At 62.0% G+C, this 15,285-nt stretch carries 18 protein-coding genes; all 18 read right to left on the minus strand.

All coding sequences use genetic code 11. From position 1 onward, the window contains the following. Positions 1 to 42 precede the first annotated feature (42 nt). A complete protein-coding gene (locus EJD88_RS03800; RefSeq protein ID WP_158876876.1) occupies positions 43 to 243 on the minus strand; it encodes a cold-shock protein in 201 nt (66 codons plus the stop codon). A gap of 123 nt (positions 244 to 366) precedes the next feature. After that, on the minus strand, positions 367 to 1,503 hold the full coding sequence (gene flhB / locus EJD88_RS03805) for a flagellar biosynthesis protein FlhB (protein ID WP_099584134.1): 1,137 nt from the start codon (positions 1,501 to 1,503) through the stop codon (positions 367 to 369). A 3-nt stretch (positions 1,504 to 1,506) separates the two neighbouring features. Continuing rightward, entirely contained in the window at positions 1,507 to 2,292 is a 786-nt protein-coding gene (gene fliR / locus EJD88_RS03810; RefSeq protein ID WP_099584133.1) for a flagellar biosynthetic protein FliR, read from the minus strand. A 4-nt stretch (positions 2,293 to 2,296) separates the two neighbouring features. Beyond that, positions 2,297 to 2,566 (minus strand): flagellar biosynthesis protein FliQ, encoded by a 270-nt coding sequence (gene fliQ / locus EJD88_RS03815; protein WP_099584132.1) that lies wholly within the window; start codon positions 2,564 to 2,566, stop codon positions 2,297 to 2,299. Positions 2,567 to 2,570: 4 nt separating this feature from the next. Further along, the gene (fliP, locus tag EJD88_RS03820; RefSeq protein ID WP_099584131.1) at positions 2,571 to 3,314 is read right to left on the minus strand and encodes a flagellar type III secretion system pore protein FliP; all 744 of its coding nucleotides are present in this window, start codon (positions 3,312 to 3,314) and stop codon (positions 2,571 to 2,573) included. Next, positions 3,314 to 3,754, minus strand: a complete 441-nt coding sequence (gene fliO, locus EJD88_RS03825) for a flagellar biosynthetic protein FliO (protein ID WP_158876878.1) — start codon at positions 3,752 to 3,754, stop codon at positions 3,314 to 3,316. The genes fliP and fliO overlap by 1 nt, the downstream gene beginning before the upstream one ends. A gap of 1 nt (position 3,755) precedes the next feature. Continuing rightward, the gene (fliN, locus tag EJD88_RS03830) at positions 3,756 to 4,223 is read right to left on the minus strand and encodes a flagellar motor switch protein FliN (protein WP_099584129.1); all 468 of its coding nucleotides are present in this window, start codon (positions 4,221 to 4,223) and stop codon (positions 3,756 to 3,758) included. Between the two features lie 34 nt (positions 4,224 to 4,257). Continuing rightward, complete coding sequence (gene fliM / locus EJD88_RS03835; RefSeq protein WP_010208755.1) at positions 4,258 to 5,226, minus strand: flagellar motor switch protein FliM; 969 nt, start codon at positions 5,224 to 5,226, stop codon at positions 4,258 to 4,260. Positions 5,227 to 5,235: 9 nt separating this feature from the next. Further along, complete coding sequence (gene fliL / locus EJD88_RS03840) at positions 5,236 to 5,736, minus strand: flagellar basal body-associated protein FliL (protein ID WP_099584128.1); 501 nt, start codon at positions 5,734 to 5,736, stop codon at positions 5,236 to 5,238. A gap of 221 nt (positions 5,737 to 5,957) precedes the next feature. Further along, positions 5,958 to 7,298, minus strand: a complete 1,341-nt coding sequence (locus tag EJD88_RS03845) for a flagellar hook-length control protein FliK (RefSeq protein ID WP_158876880.1) — start codon at positions 7,296 to 7,298, stop codon at positions 5,958 to 5,960. 128 nt (positions 7,299 to 7,426) lie between these two features. After that, positions 7,427 to 7,774, minus strand: a complete 348-nt coding sequence (locus tag EJD88_RS03850; RefSeq protein ID WP_158876882.1) for an Hpt domain-containing protein — start codon at positions 7,772 to 7,774, stop codon at positions 7,427 to 7,429. A 30-nt stretch (positions 7,775 to 7,804) separates the two neighbouring features. Next, complete coding sequence (locus EJD88_RS03855; RefSeq protein ID WP_099584125.1) at positions 7,805 to 9,523, minus strand: fused response regulator/phosphatase; 1,719 nt, start codon at positions 9,521 to 9,523, stop codon at positions 7,805 to 7,807. Next, complete coding sequence (locus tag EJD88_RS03860) at positions 9,520 to 9,825, minus strand: STAS domain-containing protein (protein WP_112196370.1); 306 nt, start codon at positions 9,823 to 9,825, stop codon at positions 9,520 to 9,522. The genes EJD88_RS03855 and EJD88_RS03860 overlap by 4 nt, the downstream gene beginning before the upstream one ends. 77 nt (positions 9,826 to 9,902) lie before the next feature. Further along, complete coding sequence (gene fliJ, locus EJD88_RS03865; RefSeq protein WP_099584123.1) at positions 9,903 to 10,352, minus strand: flagellar export protein FliJ; 450 nt, start codon at positions 10,350 to 10,352, stop codon at positions 9,903 to 9,905. 3 nt (positions 10,353 to 10,355) lie between these two features. Next, on the minus strand, positions 10,356 to 11,714 hold the full coding sequence (gene fliI, locus EJD88_RS03870; protein WP_099584122.1) for a flagellar protein export ATPase FliI: 1,359 nt from the start codon (positions 11,712 to 11,714) through the stop codon (positions 10,356 to 10,358). Next, positions 11,704 to 12,468: a flagellar assembly protein FliH gene (gene fliH / locus EJD88_RS03875; protein ID WP_099584121.1), complete on the minus strand. Its 765-nt coding sequence runs from the start codon at positions 12,466 to 12,468 to the stop codon at positions 11,704 to 11,706. The genes fliI and fliH overlap by 11 nt, the downstream gene beginning before the upstream one ends. Positions 12,469 to 12,478: 10 nt before the next feature. After that, positions 12,479 to 13,498, minus strand: coding sequence for a flagellar motor switch protein FliG (gene fliG, locus EJD88_RS03880; RefSeq protein WP_017735208.1), 1,020 nt, complete (start codon positions 13,496 to 13,498; stop codon positions 12,479 to 12,481). After that, positions 13,491 to 15,275, minus strand: a complete 1,785-nt coding sequence (gene fliF, locus EJD88_RS03885; protein WP_099584120.1) for a flagellar basal-body MS-ring/collar protein FliF — start codon at positions 15,273 to 15,275, stop codon at positions 13,491 to 13,493. Before fliF ends, fliG begins: the two co-directional genes overlap by 8 nt. Between the last annotated feature and the right edge of the window lie 10 nt (positions 15,276 to 15,285).

The following is a 15,285-nucleotide window of genomic DNA, read 5'->3' on the forward strand; positions in this document are numbered from 1 at the left end:
CCGTTCTCCGTACACTTCAATTAAGGACCTGCACCGGTTTCGTCAGATCAGTTTGATGTCGCATGCATAGATGCCATCGGGCCGATGAATCATCCGAAACGACACTTTCTGGCCCTGCGAAAGCTTGCGGCCCTCCGAGCTGAGCAGATCTACTGGCACCTCATCCCCACCACCATCCGGCGCAATAGAGCCTCTATCGGTCTGCGGGTCATAAAATTTGACTCTGCCTGTAAACAACTGCATCACCTCACTTCCTGCATCTTATTGCGCAGTGCCTGAAGGCTATAAAACAGCGAGAAGGTGATACTGGCTACTGTCAAAGTTGACAGGTAGACGGAGATTGTCGATCGGTGGTAGTCGAATAAATCAGGAATCGCGCCGCAATTCCGGAGGGATCGGCAGGTCTTTGAGCGGATCCGGGCGTTTGCCCTTCCCTGCGCGGTACTGGCGAATCTGATAGACATACGCCAGTACTTGGGCCACCGCCAGGTACAACCCGGCCGGGATTTCCTGGTCGAGGTCGGTGGAGTAGAAGATCGACCGCGCCAGTTCCGGGGATTCGAGCAACAGGATGTCGTTGGCGACGGCGATTTCGCGGATTTTCAAGGCCGTGAAGTCGCTGCCCTTGGCCAGCAGCATCGGCGCGCCGCCCTTCTCCGGGTCGTACTTGAGGGCCACGGCGTAGTGCGTCGGGTTGGTGATGACCACATCGGCGTCGGGCACCGCGCCCATCATCTTGCGCTGGGACATTTCCCGCTGCAGTTGGCGGATGCGTTGCTTGACCTCGGGCCGGCCTTCCTGGTCCTTGTGTTCGTCGCGCACTTCCTGCTTGGTCATCAGCAGTTTCTTGTGGCTTTCCCACAGCTGGATCGGCGCATCCACGGCCGCAATGATGATCAGCCCGGCGGCCATCCACAGCGCGCTCCAGCCGACCACCTGCACGCTGTGGATGATCGCCGACTCCAGCGGTTCATGGGCGATGCGCAGCAGGTCGTCGATGTCGGACGACAATACCATCAGCGCTACAAACAGAATCAGGATGAACTTGGCCAGGGCCTTGAGCAGCTCCACTAGGGCCTTGGCGGAGAACATGCGCTTGAGGCCCGCCGCCGGGTTCATGCGGCTGAATTTGGGCGCCATGCTGCCCGCGGCGAACAGCCAACCGCCGAGGGCGACCGGGCCGATCAACGCAGCCAGCAGCAAAGTGATAAGGATCGGCTGCACCGCCAGGATCGCGATCTTGCCCGAGTGCAGTAGGTATTGCCCCATGGCATCAGGATTGAGCAACACTTCGCGGGGCAAGGTGAAGTTGTGCTTCATCAACTCCAGTAGATCCAGCGCCAGGCCACCGCCGTAGATCAGCAGGGCGCCGGCACCGGCCATCATGGTGGCGACGGTATTGAGTTCTTTGGAGCGCGCAATCTCGCCCTTTTCCCTGGAGTCCTTTTTACGTTTCTCCGTGGGGTCTTCTGTTTTGTCCTGACCACTCTCGCTCTCGGCCATGGCTCAGCGCGCCCGTGCCAGATCACGTAAGAACTGCAAGGCGTCGGTCGCCAGCGGTTGATACTGATTGAGAATGTCGGCCAGGCCGACCCAGAAAATCCCCATGCCCAATACCAGGGTCAACGGGAAACCAATCGAAAAGATGTTCAACTGCGGCGCCGCACGGGTCATCACGCCAAACGCGATGTTGACCACCAACAACGCAGTGATCGCCGGCAGCACCAGCAACAGCGACGCGCCCAGCACCCAACCGAGGCGCCCGACCGTTTCCCAGAAGTGATTGACGACCAAGCCGGAACCCACCGGCAAGGTGGTGAAGCTTTCGGTCAGCACCTCGAACGCCACCAGGTGTCCGTTCATGGCCAGGAACAGCAAGGTCACCAGCATCGTCAGGAATTGCCCGATCACCGCCGCCGACACGCCGTTGGTGGGGTCGACCATGGAAGCGAAGCCCATGCCCATCTGGATCGAGATGATTTGCCCGGCAATCACAAACGCCTGGAAGAACAGTTGCAGGGAGAAGCCCAGCATGGCGCCGATCAGGACTTGTTCGGCGATCAGCATCAGGGCGCTCAGGTCCAGGGCGTTCACCGGCGGCATGGGCGGCAAGCCCGGCACCAGCACCACCGTGATCGCCACGGCGAAATACAGGCGCACACGACGCGGCACCAGGGTCGTGCCGAACACCGGCATGGCCATCAACATGGCCGTCACGCGGAACAACGGCAGGATGAACGAAGCCACCCAGGTGCTGATCTGGGTGTCGGTCAATGCCAGCAGGGAGTTCATCCGATCAGCCGATCAAGTGCGGAATACTGCCGTACAGCTGCAGGATGTATTCCATAAAGGTTTGCACCAGCCACGGGCCGGCGACGATCAGGGTGACCAGCATCACCAGCAAGCGCGGCAGGAAGCTCAGGGTCTGTTCGTTGATCTGCGTGGCGGCCTGGAACATCGCCACCAGCAGGCCCACCAACAGGCTCGGCACCACCAGCACGGCGACCATCACGGTGGTCAGCCACAGCGCTTCACGGAACAGGTCGACGGCAACTTCTGGAGTCATCGACCTATACCCCGCCGAAGCTGCCGGCCAGGGTGCCGATAATCAGCGCCCAGCCGTCCACCAGCACAAACAGCATGATCTTGAACGGCAACGAGATGATCAGCGGCGACAGCATCATCATACCCATGGCCATCAGCACGCTCGCCACCACCAGGTCGATGATCAGGAACGGGATAAAGATCATGAAGCCGATCTGGAACGCAGTCTTCAACTCAGACGTCACGAAGGCCGGCACCAGGATCGTCAGCGGCGCCTGATCCGGCGTGGCGATGTCAGTGCGCTTGGACAGGCGCATGAACAGCTCCAGGTCGCTGGAGCGGGTCTGCGACAGCATGAAATCCTTGATCGGCACTTGGGCCCGGTCAATCGCCACCTGGGCGGTAATGGTTTCCGCCAGATAGGGCTGCAGGGCTTGCTGGTTCACCTTGTCGAACACCGGCGCCATGATGAACATGGTCAGGAATAACGCCATGCCGGTGAGAATCTGGTTCGACGGCGTCTGCTGCAAGCCAAGGGCCTGACGCAGGATCGAGAACACGATGATGATCCGTGTGAAGCTGGTCATCAGCATCACAAACGCCGGGATAAAGCTCAGCGCGGTCATGATCAGCAGGATCTGCAGGCTGACCGAATATTCCTGGGCCCCGGACGCGTTGGTACCCAACGTGATCGCCGGGATCGACAACGGGTCGGCGGCCATCGCCAACGGCGCAGCCAGCAACAGCATGAGCGTCAATAAAACGCGCATTACTTCGTATCCTTCTGATCCTTGCCCAGCAATTCCATCAGGCGCTGAGCGAATTCGGGCGTGGCGGGCTTGGACTGATCCACGTTCACCGGGGTCTTGAGCACATGCAGCGGGGTGATGCGGCCAGGGGTCAGGCCTAACAGGATCTGTTCTTCACCCACTTGCACCAGCACCAGTCGATCACGCGGGCCGAGGGCGCGGGAGCCGATCATCTCGATCACCTGCGCGTTGCCCGGACCGACCTGCTGCACGCGGCGCAACAGCCAGGCCAGCACAAAGATCAGGCCCACCACCAGCAACAGACCCAGCACCAGCTGGGTCAACTGGCCACCGAGGCCGCTGCCGACCGGCGCCGCAGCGACGGCCGCCTGAGCCACCGGTTCTGCCGCCCAGGCGCTCAATGGCAGCGCGACCCAGAGTCCCACCATCAGCCGCTTCATATCAGCGCAACTTCTTGATGCGTTCGCTCGGGCTGATCACGTCCGTCAGGCGGATGCCGAACTTCTCGTTGACCACCACCACTTCACCGTGGGCAATCAGGGTGCCGTTGACCAGCACGTCCAATGGCTCACCGGCCAGGCGATCCAACTCGATCACCGAGCCCTGGTTGAGCTGCAGCAGGTTGCGGATATTGATGTCGGTGCTGCCCACTTCCATGGAAATCGACACCGGGATGTCGAGGATCACGTCCAGGTTCGGCCCATCAAGGGTCACCGGGTCGTTGTTCTTCGGCACGCTGCCGAATTCTTCCATTTGCATGCGGTTTCCTGCGGGTGCGGTGGCGGCATCGGCGGCCAGCAAGGCGTCGATGTCGTCCTGGCCCACATCGCCGGTTTCTTCCAGGGCCGCAGCCCATTCGTCAGCCAGGGCCTGGTCTTCGGCGGAAGTGTTTTCGTGTTCGGTAGCCATTGCATGTCCTCGGCGAAGCAAAAATGAGTGTTGATCAGCGACGATTGATCGGCTCGACCACTTGAAGAGCCAGGTTGCCCTTGTGGGAACCCAGCTTGACCTTGAACGACGGCACGCCGTTGGCGCGCATGATCATTTCTTCCGGCAACTCGACGGGGATGATGTCCCCCGGCTGCATGTGCAAAATATCCCGCAAGCGCAGTTGGCGACGGGCCACGGTGGCGCTCAAGGGCACGTCGACGTCCAGCAAGTCTTCGCGCAGGGCCTTGACCCAACGTTCGTCCTGGTCGTCCAGGTCGGACTGGAAACCGGCGTCGAGCATCTCGCGCACCGGCTCGATCATCGAGTACGGCATGGTCACGTGCAGGTCGCCGCCGCCGCCATCGAGTTCGATGTGGAACGTGGACACCACAATGGCCTCGCTCGGCCCGACGATGTTGGCCATGGCCGGGTTTACTTCCGAGTTGATGTACTCGAAATTGACTTCCATGATGGCCTGCCAGGCTTCCTTCAAGTCGATGAAGGCCTGCTCCAGCACCATGCGTACGACGCGCAACTCGGTAGGGGTGAATTCGCGGCCTTCGATCTTGGCGTGACGGCCGTCACCGCCAAAGAAGTTGTCCACCAGCTTGAACACCAGTTTGGCGTCGAGGATGAACAGCGCGGTGCCGCGCAACGGCTTGATCTTGACCAGGTTGAGACTGGTCGGCACGTACAGCGAGTGCACGTACTCGCCGAACTTCATCACCTGCACGCCGCCCACCGCCACGTCCGCCGAGCGGCGCAGCATGTTGAACATGCTGATCCGGGTGTAACGGGCGAAACGTTCGTTGATCATCTCCAGCGTCGGCATGCGTCCACGGACGATGCGATCCTGGCTGGTCAGGTCATAACTTTTGACGCTGCCGGGCTCGGCAGCCATTTCGGTCTGTACCAGACCATCGTCGACGCCATGCAACAGCGCGTCGATTTCATCCTGGGACAGCAGGTCTTGCACGGCCATGTCGTGATCCTACTGCAATACGAAGTTAGTGAAGAGCGCCTGCTCGACCACGACTTTGCCGAGCTCTTTCTGGGCCACTTCCTGCACGCTGGCAGTGACCTTCTGGCGCAGCATTTCCTGGCCCACCGGGGTGGCCAGGGTGTCGAAGCTCTGCCCGGAGAACAGCATCACCAGGTTGTTGCGGATCACCGGCATATGCACTTTGAGGGATTCGAGGTCGCCTTTGTCGCGCGCCAGCAAGGTGATGCTCACCTGGAGGTAGCGCTGACGACCGTTCTGATTGAAGTTGGCGACAAAGGCCGGAAGCATCGGCTCGAAGATTGCCGGTTGCTTGACGTTACTGGCGGTTTCAGCGGCGGGTGCCGGTTTGCTTGCACTGCTGTGCATGATGTACCAGGTGCCGCCCACGGAGGCGCCGATGGCCAGGAGCAGGCCCACGACTATCATCAGGATAAGCTTGAGCTTGCCTTTGCCTGCGGGTGCTTTTGCTGCGTCTTCGCTCTTCGCCATGCCAATAATCCGTCACTATTCGGGGATTCATAGATCTACGGAAAGGCAAGAGCAAGTGTTATGCCAGAGTTGTCCGGGCAAGCGGGGATGAAGGGCACCACAAAACAAATGTGGGAGGGGGCTTGCCCCCGATGAGGTGTTTCAGTTCATACATCAGTTGACTGACACACCGCTATCGGGGGCAAGCACCCTCCCACATTTTGACCCATGCCAGGCTCAGGTCAGGCGTAGTAATCGACGGCGCTGGAGCCGACCACCGTAGACGTCACGGGCGCAACCGCTTCAGCCACATCAAGGTGGCTGCCGCTGTCACCGCTGTCGCCACCGCGCCCAGCGCGACTCACGCCACCGGTCTGGGCCTGCTGTTGCTGCTGCTCCTGACCACGGGACTGGTCGGACACATTGACGTCCACCTGCCCCATGCCCTGTTGCGCAAACATCTCCCGCAGGCGGCCCGACTGGCTTTCCAGCGCCTCACGCACCACCGGATGAGCACTCATGAAATTGACCTGGGCCTGCTGGTCGGCGGTCATGTTGACCTTGATATCCAGCCGACCGAGTTCAGCCGGCTGCAACTGGATCTCCGCCGACTTGAGGTTGGCGCTGGACAGGTACATCACCCGATTGACGATCTCGTCAGTCCAGCCGCTCTGGTGCATGGCCAGTGGCGCATTCGTCGTCGGCGGCAAGGCGTTGGCCGTTCTCGGCGTGGCCGCCTGGGTCAGCGCCGCCAAGCGATTGGCGAAGTCATCGACACGGGTGTCGCTGCTGGCGTTTTTCAGGTCTTTGAGGCCGCCTTCGATCAAGCCGCTGAAGGCCTTGTCGCCGCCTTGGTCAGTGCTGTCTTTGGTGGCTTGCTCGTCGACCATCGTGGCTAGGCCGGCAGCAAAGTTCTGCGCGGCGGTTGGCTGGTCCTGGGTGGTCGTCGGCGCAGTCTTGGCCTGCGCCTGGCTGCTGGCCGACACATGCCCGCCCTGCTCCATCGCCAGGCGCAGGGTCGGCAAGGCATCCAGGGGATCGGCCTCGGGGTCGAACACCGGCTTGGCTTCTTCGCTCGCCGCAATTGGCGCTGCGCTCACGGGCTGAGCCTTAATGTCGGCTGCGTCAGCGACAGGGGCCGGGACTGCCACCGGAACGGGTACGGCCACCGGGGTGACGGCGGCAATCAACGCCGGGTCGACAACCGGATCAACGGCGGGCTGTTGCACCACCAGCGTCGGGTCAGCCGGCGCCTCCTCATCCGCGCTGGCGCTGTCGTCGGACGCGACTGGCGGCTTGGCAGGCAAGGTATTGCCGCTATCGGCAACGGCGGGCGTACTGGCGGCAGGCTTGTCGCTGCCGGTCGCCGGTTTGGCGGCGGCATCGGCAGGCTTGTCCCGCGCTGGTTTGACCGAGTTGTCGTCGGCCTTGACCGGGGCTTTCGTGCCTTGGTTGGCGAACACTTGAGCGAAGCCAGGGCCCTTGTCCCGTGGGTCCGCGGCCGTGACCAGTGCATTAGCGGCAGGCGCTTGCGGCTTGGCCGCAGGAGCAGCCTGAAGAAGCGAATTAGGGGCGACTGGCATAAGTAAAGGTCTCCACTGCATGGGGATCGGGGATGCAGTATCAGGAGATATAGCAAGAGTTGGGCCAGGTTTGCGGGATGCGCTGTGCAATGGGTGCATAGCCGGTGCCTGGCCAATGGCACGCTCGATCAAACCCCGGCAAACCGCTCCCGTTCATGCTCATACAACGGCCGAACCAACTCAAACTCCCGATCAATCTGATCCACCAAGCCCCCCAGGTCCGAAGCAGCCTCAACAGACTCAGCCTCCAGCAACTGACACAACTGCGCCAAACGCACCGCCCCAAGGTTGCCACTGCTGCCCTTGAAACTGTGCGCAATCTGCCCCAGCGCCTTGGCATCATCCCGCGCCTGGCGCAGCGCCTCGACGCGTTTGCGGGAGTCGTCCAGAAAGGTATCAAGCAGCTTGGGATAGTCGCCTTCCATCACCTCCTGCAAACCCGACAACACATCCGGGTCCATATGAATCTCTGCCACTTGCTCGCTCCCTGATCAAGAATCGGCGGATTATGCCAGAGCCCCCCAGCAAAACTCCACGCAGACACTGCGCCCACCGTCGGACCAGCGTACCTCGCTACTCAGCTGGCGCACCAGGCTCAGGCCCCGACCAGACAGACGGTCCACGTCCAGCGGCCGCGCCAGTACCCGTTCCACGTCGAAGCCCGGCCCGCTGTCTTCCAGGCGCAGGGTCATTTTGCCGCCCATCGGGGTGGGTACCACTTGCACATGTACCCGCACGTAACCGCTGTTCAACTGCGCCAGACGCTCGTTGCGCTGGCGATAATATTCGGCGAAACCCTGGGCATCGCACTTGAGCCGCGAGTCCAGCCCGAGCACGCCGTGCTCCAGGGCATTGGAATACAACTCGGCCATCACGCTGTAGAGCGCCCCGCTCTGCTCGCGCAGGCCGTGGATTTCCAGCAGCAGCTGCAGCAAATAAGGCAAAGGGTTGTAGCGTTTGAGGGTCTCGGCACGGAATTCGAAGCTGACCGACCAATCCAGCGGGCAGGATTGGCCACTGTCGGCATACAACGGGCCGGTGGCACGCAGTGACTGGCCGGCCCGCAGGGTGATTTCCACCATGCTCACGTCATCCCGCGCCTCACCGCGAAACGCCGCCAGGGCCTCTTCGATATCCTCGAACAGGCGATTGGGCTCGCGATTGGCCGCGAAGACCTGCTGCAAACGCTCGGCACCGAACAGTTGATCGTGGGCATCGGCGGTATCCAGCACGCCGTCGGACAGCAAAAACACCCGGTCGCCCAAGGCCATGGGCCACACCTCGGTGCGGTCATCAAAGGCTTGCGCCGACAGCACCCCCAACGGCAAATGCCGCGATTGCAGCGGCGTGCGCTTGCCGCTGGCGACGTCATGCACATAACCGTCGGGCATACCGCCGTTCCACACCTCCAGCGCACGCCGCTCGGTGCTCAGGCACAACAGCGTGGCGCAGCAGAACATGTCCACCGGCAGGATGCGCTTGAGCTTGGCATTCATCTCCCGCAGGATCTGAGACAGGCCATACCCCTTGGCGGTCATGCCGTAGAACACTTCCGCCAGGGGCATGGCGCCCACTGCCGCCGGCAGGCCGTGGCCGGTGAAATCGCCGAGCAGCACGTGCATGTCGCCCGACGGCGTGTAGGCCGCCAGCAGCAGGTCGCCATTGAACAGCGCATAGGGCGATTGCAGGTAGCGGATGTTCGGGGCGGCGTTGATGCAGCCGGAGTGGGCGACCTTGTCGAACACCGCCTTGGCCACCCGCTGCTCATGCAGCAGATAGTCATGGTGCCTGGCGATCAGGTCACGCTGTTGCAACACCGTGGCTTGCAGGCGGCGCAGGCGGTCCATCGCGTTGATCTTGGCCGCCAGGATCAGTTGGTTATAGGGCTTGGGCAGGAAGTCATCACCGCCGGCATCCAGGCAATCGGCCAGGGCGGCGCTATCGCGCAGGGAGGTGAGGAAAATGATGGGGACCAATTCCTCCCCCGCCAGTTGCTTGATCCACCGCGCGGCGCCGTAGCCATCCATCACCGGCATCAAGGCATCCATCAGCACCAGTTGCGGACGCTCGCGGGCAAAGAGCTCGACAGCTTCTTCGCCGTTGGTGGCGGTAAGCACCTGATGCCCCTGGCGCCGCACAATGGTCGACAGCAGCAGAAGATCGGTCGCATTGTCATCGGCGATCAAGATCGTCAGCGGCTCAACCGCAGGGGCCAGGGCGCTCAATTGATGTCGAACAGCTTGTCGAAGTTGGAGATGGCGAGGATCTTGCGCACGTCGGAGTTGCTGTTGATCACCTCGACTTGCGCATCGTCCCCACCCGCGTGATCGCGCAGCAGCAGGAGCATGCCCAGGGCCGAACTGTCCATATACGTGGTGTCTTTCAGGTCGACCACGTACGACTCAGGCACCTTGTAGAAACGCTCGTAGGACTCACGAAAGTCCTGATGACTGCCGAAATCAAACCGGCCCTTGATTGCAATCATCAACTTCTTCCCATCCAGGGATACTTCTGACTCGACTGACATACGACGGCTTCCTTGTCATTGGCGATATGCAACAAGGTGTAGCAGGTGATGGGGCTGTGGGCAACTTCTCGCCAAGATCAATACACATCTTTACGCGGCATGCGCTGGGACAACTCATCCAGCAGCTTCTGCTCGCGCTTGTCTTCGAGGGCCCGCGCCTCATCGATATAGCGCTGCACCAGCTTGCGCAAGCCTTCGACCCGCGCAAACGCTTCCTGCCAACTTTCGCGGGCTTTATCGAGGTTGTTCTGGTGCCAGGCCAGGCTCTGGCGCTGTTGGCCGACGGCGGTTTCCAGTTGATTGAGAAAGCCCTGGTAGCCCATCAGCCATTGGCCCGAAACGCCCTTGGTGCCGCGCTCGATCCATTGTTGCTGGTACTCACCGCGAAAGCGTTCCAGGTCGCCCAGCTTGCTTTCCGCGAGGCGAACCTGGCCCTGGAAATAACCCAGGCGCTGCACGGCGGTTTTTTCGGCCTTTTCGGCCATGTCCACCACCGGGGCCAGGCGCGCGGCGCGGCTGTTGGCCATGGCTTAGCCGCCTGGCGCAGGCGCGAAGATGGAGTGCAGATGGGCTTCGCTTTCGCCCATGCTGATCTTGTCGTTCAGGCCCTGGCGCAGGTAGGTCACCAACTGCGGTTGCAGGGCGATCGCCAGGTCGGTGTCGCGATCACCACCGGCCACGTAGGCGCCGACGCTGATCAGGTCGCGGCTCTGTTGATAGCGCGACCACAACTGCTTGAATTGTTGCGCACGGACCATATGCTCCGGCGTGACCACCGCCGGCATGACCCGGCTGATGGACGCTTCGATATCGATGGCCGGGTAGTGCCCTTCTTCGGCCAAACGGCGCGACAGCACAATGTGACCGTCGAGCACGCCCCGCGCCGAGTCGGCGATGGGGTCCTGCTGGTCATCACCTTCGGACAATACGGTGTAGAACGCGGTGATCGAGCCGCCACCGGCCTCGGCATTACCGGCGCGCTCCACCAGCTTGGGCAGCTTGGCAAACACTGACGGCGGGTAACCCTTGGTCGCCGGCGGTTCACCGATGGCCAGGGCGATTTCCCGCTGGGCCTGGGCGAAACGTGTGAGCGAGTCCATCAGCAACAGGACGTTCTTGCCCTTGTCGCGAAAATATTCGGCGATGCGCGTGCAGTACATCGCGGCGCGCAAACGCATCAGCGGCGCATCGTCCGCTGGAGAGGCGACGACCACGGAGCGCTTGAGGCCTTCTTCACCGAGGCTGTGCTCGATGAACTCCTTCACCTCGCGGCCCCGTTCGCCGATCAGCCCCACCACAATGATGTCGGCCTCGGTAAAGCGCGTCATCATGCCCAGCAACACCGATTTACCCACACCGGTACCGGCGAACAGGCCCAGACGCTGGCCGCGGCCGACCGTCAATAATCCGTTGATGCTGCGAATGCCCACGTCCAGCGGCACGCTGATGGGGTTGCGGTTGAGCGGGTTGATGGTGGGGCCGTCCATCGGCACCCAGTCTTCGGCTTTCATGCCGCCCTTGCCGTCCAGTGCGCGACCGGCGCCATCCAGCACGCGGCCAAGCATGCTCATGCCCATGGGCAGGCGACCCGTATCGGCCAGCGGCACCACGCGGGCGCCGGGGGCGATGCCCGCCAGGCTACCCACGGGCATCAGGAAAATCTTGCTGCCGGAAAAACCCATCACTTCCGCTTCGACCTGCACCGGGTGGTAGCTGTCGTCGTTGATCACCATGCAGCGGCTGCCCATGGCGGCGCGCAGGCCCTCGGCTTCGAGGGTCAGGCCGACCATACGCAACAAGCGCCCTTCGAGGATGGGCTGGCCGGGCAGCTCAGTGGCTTCGACGTAGCCGCTCAGGCGCTTGGCGAAGCTGGTGCGATCAAGGCGCATCGGTAGCGTCCAGGTCCACGCTGAGGTCAGGTTCGGCGGGGTTCAATACCTGCTCGTGAACTTGATCCAGCAACTTGGCCATGATCTGGCTGATGCGGGTTTCCACCGTGGCATCGATGCGGCTGTGTTCGGTCTCGACCCGGCAACCACCGGGCTGCAGCGCTGCGTCTTCGACGATGCGCCAGGTTTCTTCATGGCGCTCGCGCAGGGCTTTGACCTGCTCGAAATCCTGCGGGTTGATGTACAGCCGTACATTGCCGACACCCAGGGGCAGCAGCTTGAGGGCTTCGCGCATCACGCTTTCGATATGGCTGGAATCGAGCACCAGTTCGCGCTGGATCACCTGGCGGGCAATGTGTTCCACCAGGCCGACCATTGATTTTTCGATCTGCGAATCCTGCTCGGCGATGGGGTCGAACAACACGCCCATCAAGCGCTCCAGGCTGGCCAACTGGACGCTCAGCGCCGCTTCGGCCTCTTGGCGCACCTTGAGGGTGGTGCTGCGAAAACCGTCTTTTTCACCGGCCGCGAAGCCTTCGTTGTAAGCCTCCTGGCGGATGCTTTCCAACTCTTCCAGGGTCAGTGGCTGGACTTCTTCCAGCGGCACTTCTTCCATTTCCACCGGCAGCTCTTCAACCGGTTCCGGCTCAGGCTCCGGCACGTGCGGATCGAAACTGGGCAACGACCAGATGTCGAACCCACCGACATCCCGTGCGCGAATCAGATCGCTGGGCGCCTCATCTTTGTTCGACATCAGGGGCGCCTTAGATCATTTCTTCGCCGCCCTTCCCGCCGAGAACGATTTCTCCGGCTTCGGCCATACGGCGGGCAATGGTGAGGATTTCTTTTTGCGCGGTTTCCACGTCGCTGACGCGCACCGGGCCCTTGGCTTCCAGGTCGTCGCGCAACAGTTCCGAAGCACGCTTGGACATGTTCTTGAAGATCTTCTCCTTGACGCCTTCGTCCGAGCCTTTGAGGGCCAGCACCAGCACGTCGGAGGAGACTTCGCGCAGCAGCGCCTGGATGCCACGGTCGTCGACATCGGATAGGTTGTTGAAGACGAACATGAGGTCTTCGATCTGGCCGGACAGGGTGTCGTCGATCTCGCGGATCGAGTCCATCAACTGGCCTTCGACCGAGCTGTCGAGGAAGTTCATGATGTCCGCCGCGCGCTTGATGCCACCCAAGGTGGTCCGTGCGGCGTTGGAGTTGCCGGAGAACTGTTTCTCCAGAATGGTGTTCAATTCTTTCAGGGCCGCTGGCTGCACGGTGTTCAGCGACGACACCCGCAGGATGATGTCCAGGCGCACTTTATGGTCAAAGTGGCCGAGCACTTCACCGGCCTGGTCCGGGTCGAGGTACGCGACGACGATGGCCTGGATCTGCGGGTGCTCGAAGCGGATCACGTCGGCGACCGCACGCGGTTCCATCCACTTGAGGCTGTCCAGACCGCTGGTATTGCCGCCCAACAGGATACGGTCGATCAGGCCGTTGGCTTTGTCTTCGCCCAGGGCCGAGGTGAGCATCTTGCGGATGTAGCTGTCGGAGCCGACGCCCAGGCTGGTCTGGTCGCCGACGATCTCGACGAACTCGCTCATCACCTGTTCGACTTGCTCACGGTGCACATTGCGCATTTGCGCCATGGCCACGCCCACCCGCTGAACCTCTTTGGGGCCCATGTGGCGCAGCACTTGGGCGGCGTCGGTTTCACCGAGGGACAGCAGCAGGACTGCGGCTTTGTCGACCTTGGTGAGCTTGGCAACAGCGGCTCGATTATCACTCATCTGCGTTGATCCACTCTTTCACGACCTGGGCCACACGGCCCGGGTCTTCTGCCACCAGACTTTTGATTGCGTTCAACTGTGCGTCGTAGCCTTCGCTCGGGCTTGGCAACAGGATGCTTTGCGGGCCGCCGAGGCTGACGCGGTCGTTGGCCAGTTCGCCGTCCAGGCCGCCCATGCCACCCAACTCGACGTCACTGCCACCAAACGCCGCCAGTTGTTTGTTCTTGCCGTTGCCGGTGATGTTGTTGAGCACCGGACGCAGCACGCCGAACACCAGCACCAGGATGAACAACACACCCAGCACTTGCTTGACGATGTCCCAGAACCACGGCTGGGTGTAGAACGCCGCTTCGGCGATGACTTCACCACGCTCGGCGGAGAACGGCATGTTGATCACGCTGACGCTGTCACCACGGCTGGCGTCAAAACCGACAGCGTCCTGCACCAGGCGGGTGAAGCGCGCCAATTCGTCGGCGCTCCACGGCGCACGGGTAACGGCGCCATCCGCCGCATTGACCTTGACCTGATCATCGACCACCACCGACACCGACAGGCGATTGACGCGGCCCTGTTGTTGCTTGGTGTGGCTGATGGAACGGTCGAGTTCGAAGTTCTTGGTGGACTGGTTACGCTTGTCCGCCGGGTACGGTGCGAGCATCGGCTGGCCGGTGGCCGGGTCCATGATCTGCTGGCCGTTGGCGTCCAGCAATGGCTGGCCAGGCTGGATCGCAGCAGCGGCAGCAGCAGCGCCACCGGTGGTTTGCGGGGCCGAGGCCGGGGCCGGTGGCTGGTTGCTCAGGGCACCCGGCACGCCTTGCGGCGGGCCGTTGGCGGCGGTGCGTTGTTCGCTGGTGGACTGCTCACTGCGCAAGGCCGGCTGGTCCGGGTTGAATTGCTCGGAGGTCGACTCGACCGCGCTGAAGTCCACGTCGGCGGACACTTCAGCCTTGTAGCGGTCGTTGCCCAGCACCGGTTGCAGGATGTTGTGCACACGCTGGGTCAGCATGCTTTCCATGCGGCGGCTGTAGTCGAACTGCTTGCCGGCCTGGGTCAGCGCGGAGTTTTCCGCCATATCCGACAGCAGGTTGCCCTTCTGGTCGACCACGGTGATCTGGGATTTGCTCAGTTCAGGCACGCTGGTCGCCACCAGGTTGACGATCGCCAGCACTTGGCCTGGCTCCAGGGAACGGCCGGAGAACAGCTCGACCAATACCGAAGCACTTGGCTTGCGTTCATCACGCACAAACACCGAGCTTTTCGGAATGGCCAGGTGCACACGGGCGCCCTTGACGTTGTTGAGGCTGGAGATGGTGCGGGCCAGCTCGCCTTCGAGGCCACGACGGTAACGCGTGGCTTCCATGAACTGGCTGGTCCCGAGGCCCTGGTCCTTGTCGAGGATTTCAAAACCGATATTGCTGTCGGACGGCGTTACGCCAGCGGCGGCGAGCTTCATGCGCGCACGGGCCACGTCATCGGCCTTGACCAGCAACGCGCCGGAATTGGGCTCCACGGTGTAGGCGATGTCGGCGGCGGCGAGGGTTTCCATGATCTGCTTGGAATCCATGCCCGCCAGGCTGCCATACAACGGACGGTAATCGGGTTGTTGCGACCACAACACCACGGCAAAACCAATTGCCACGCTCGCAGCCAGGCCGACCATCAGGCCCACCTGACGCAGCATGGTCATTTCCGAGAGGTTTTCCAGGAACGACAGGCCAAACAGCGGCGGCTTGCCGTCTGCCTTGGCGGGTACGTTGTCGGAGACTGCTTCTGCCATGACTTAAATC

It is taken from the genome of Pseudomonas sp. PB105 (assembly GCF_009764655.1).
Classification (GTDB): domain Bacteria; phylum Pseudomonadota; class Gammaproteobacteria; order Pseudomonadales; family Pseudomonadaceae; genus Aquipseudomonas; species Aquipseudomonas cyclaminis.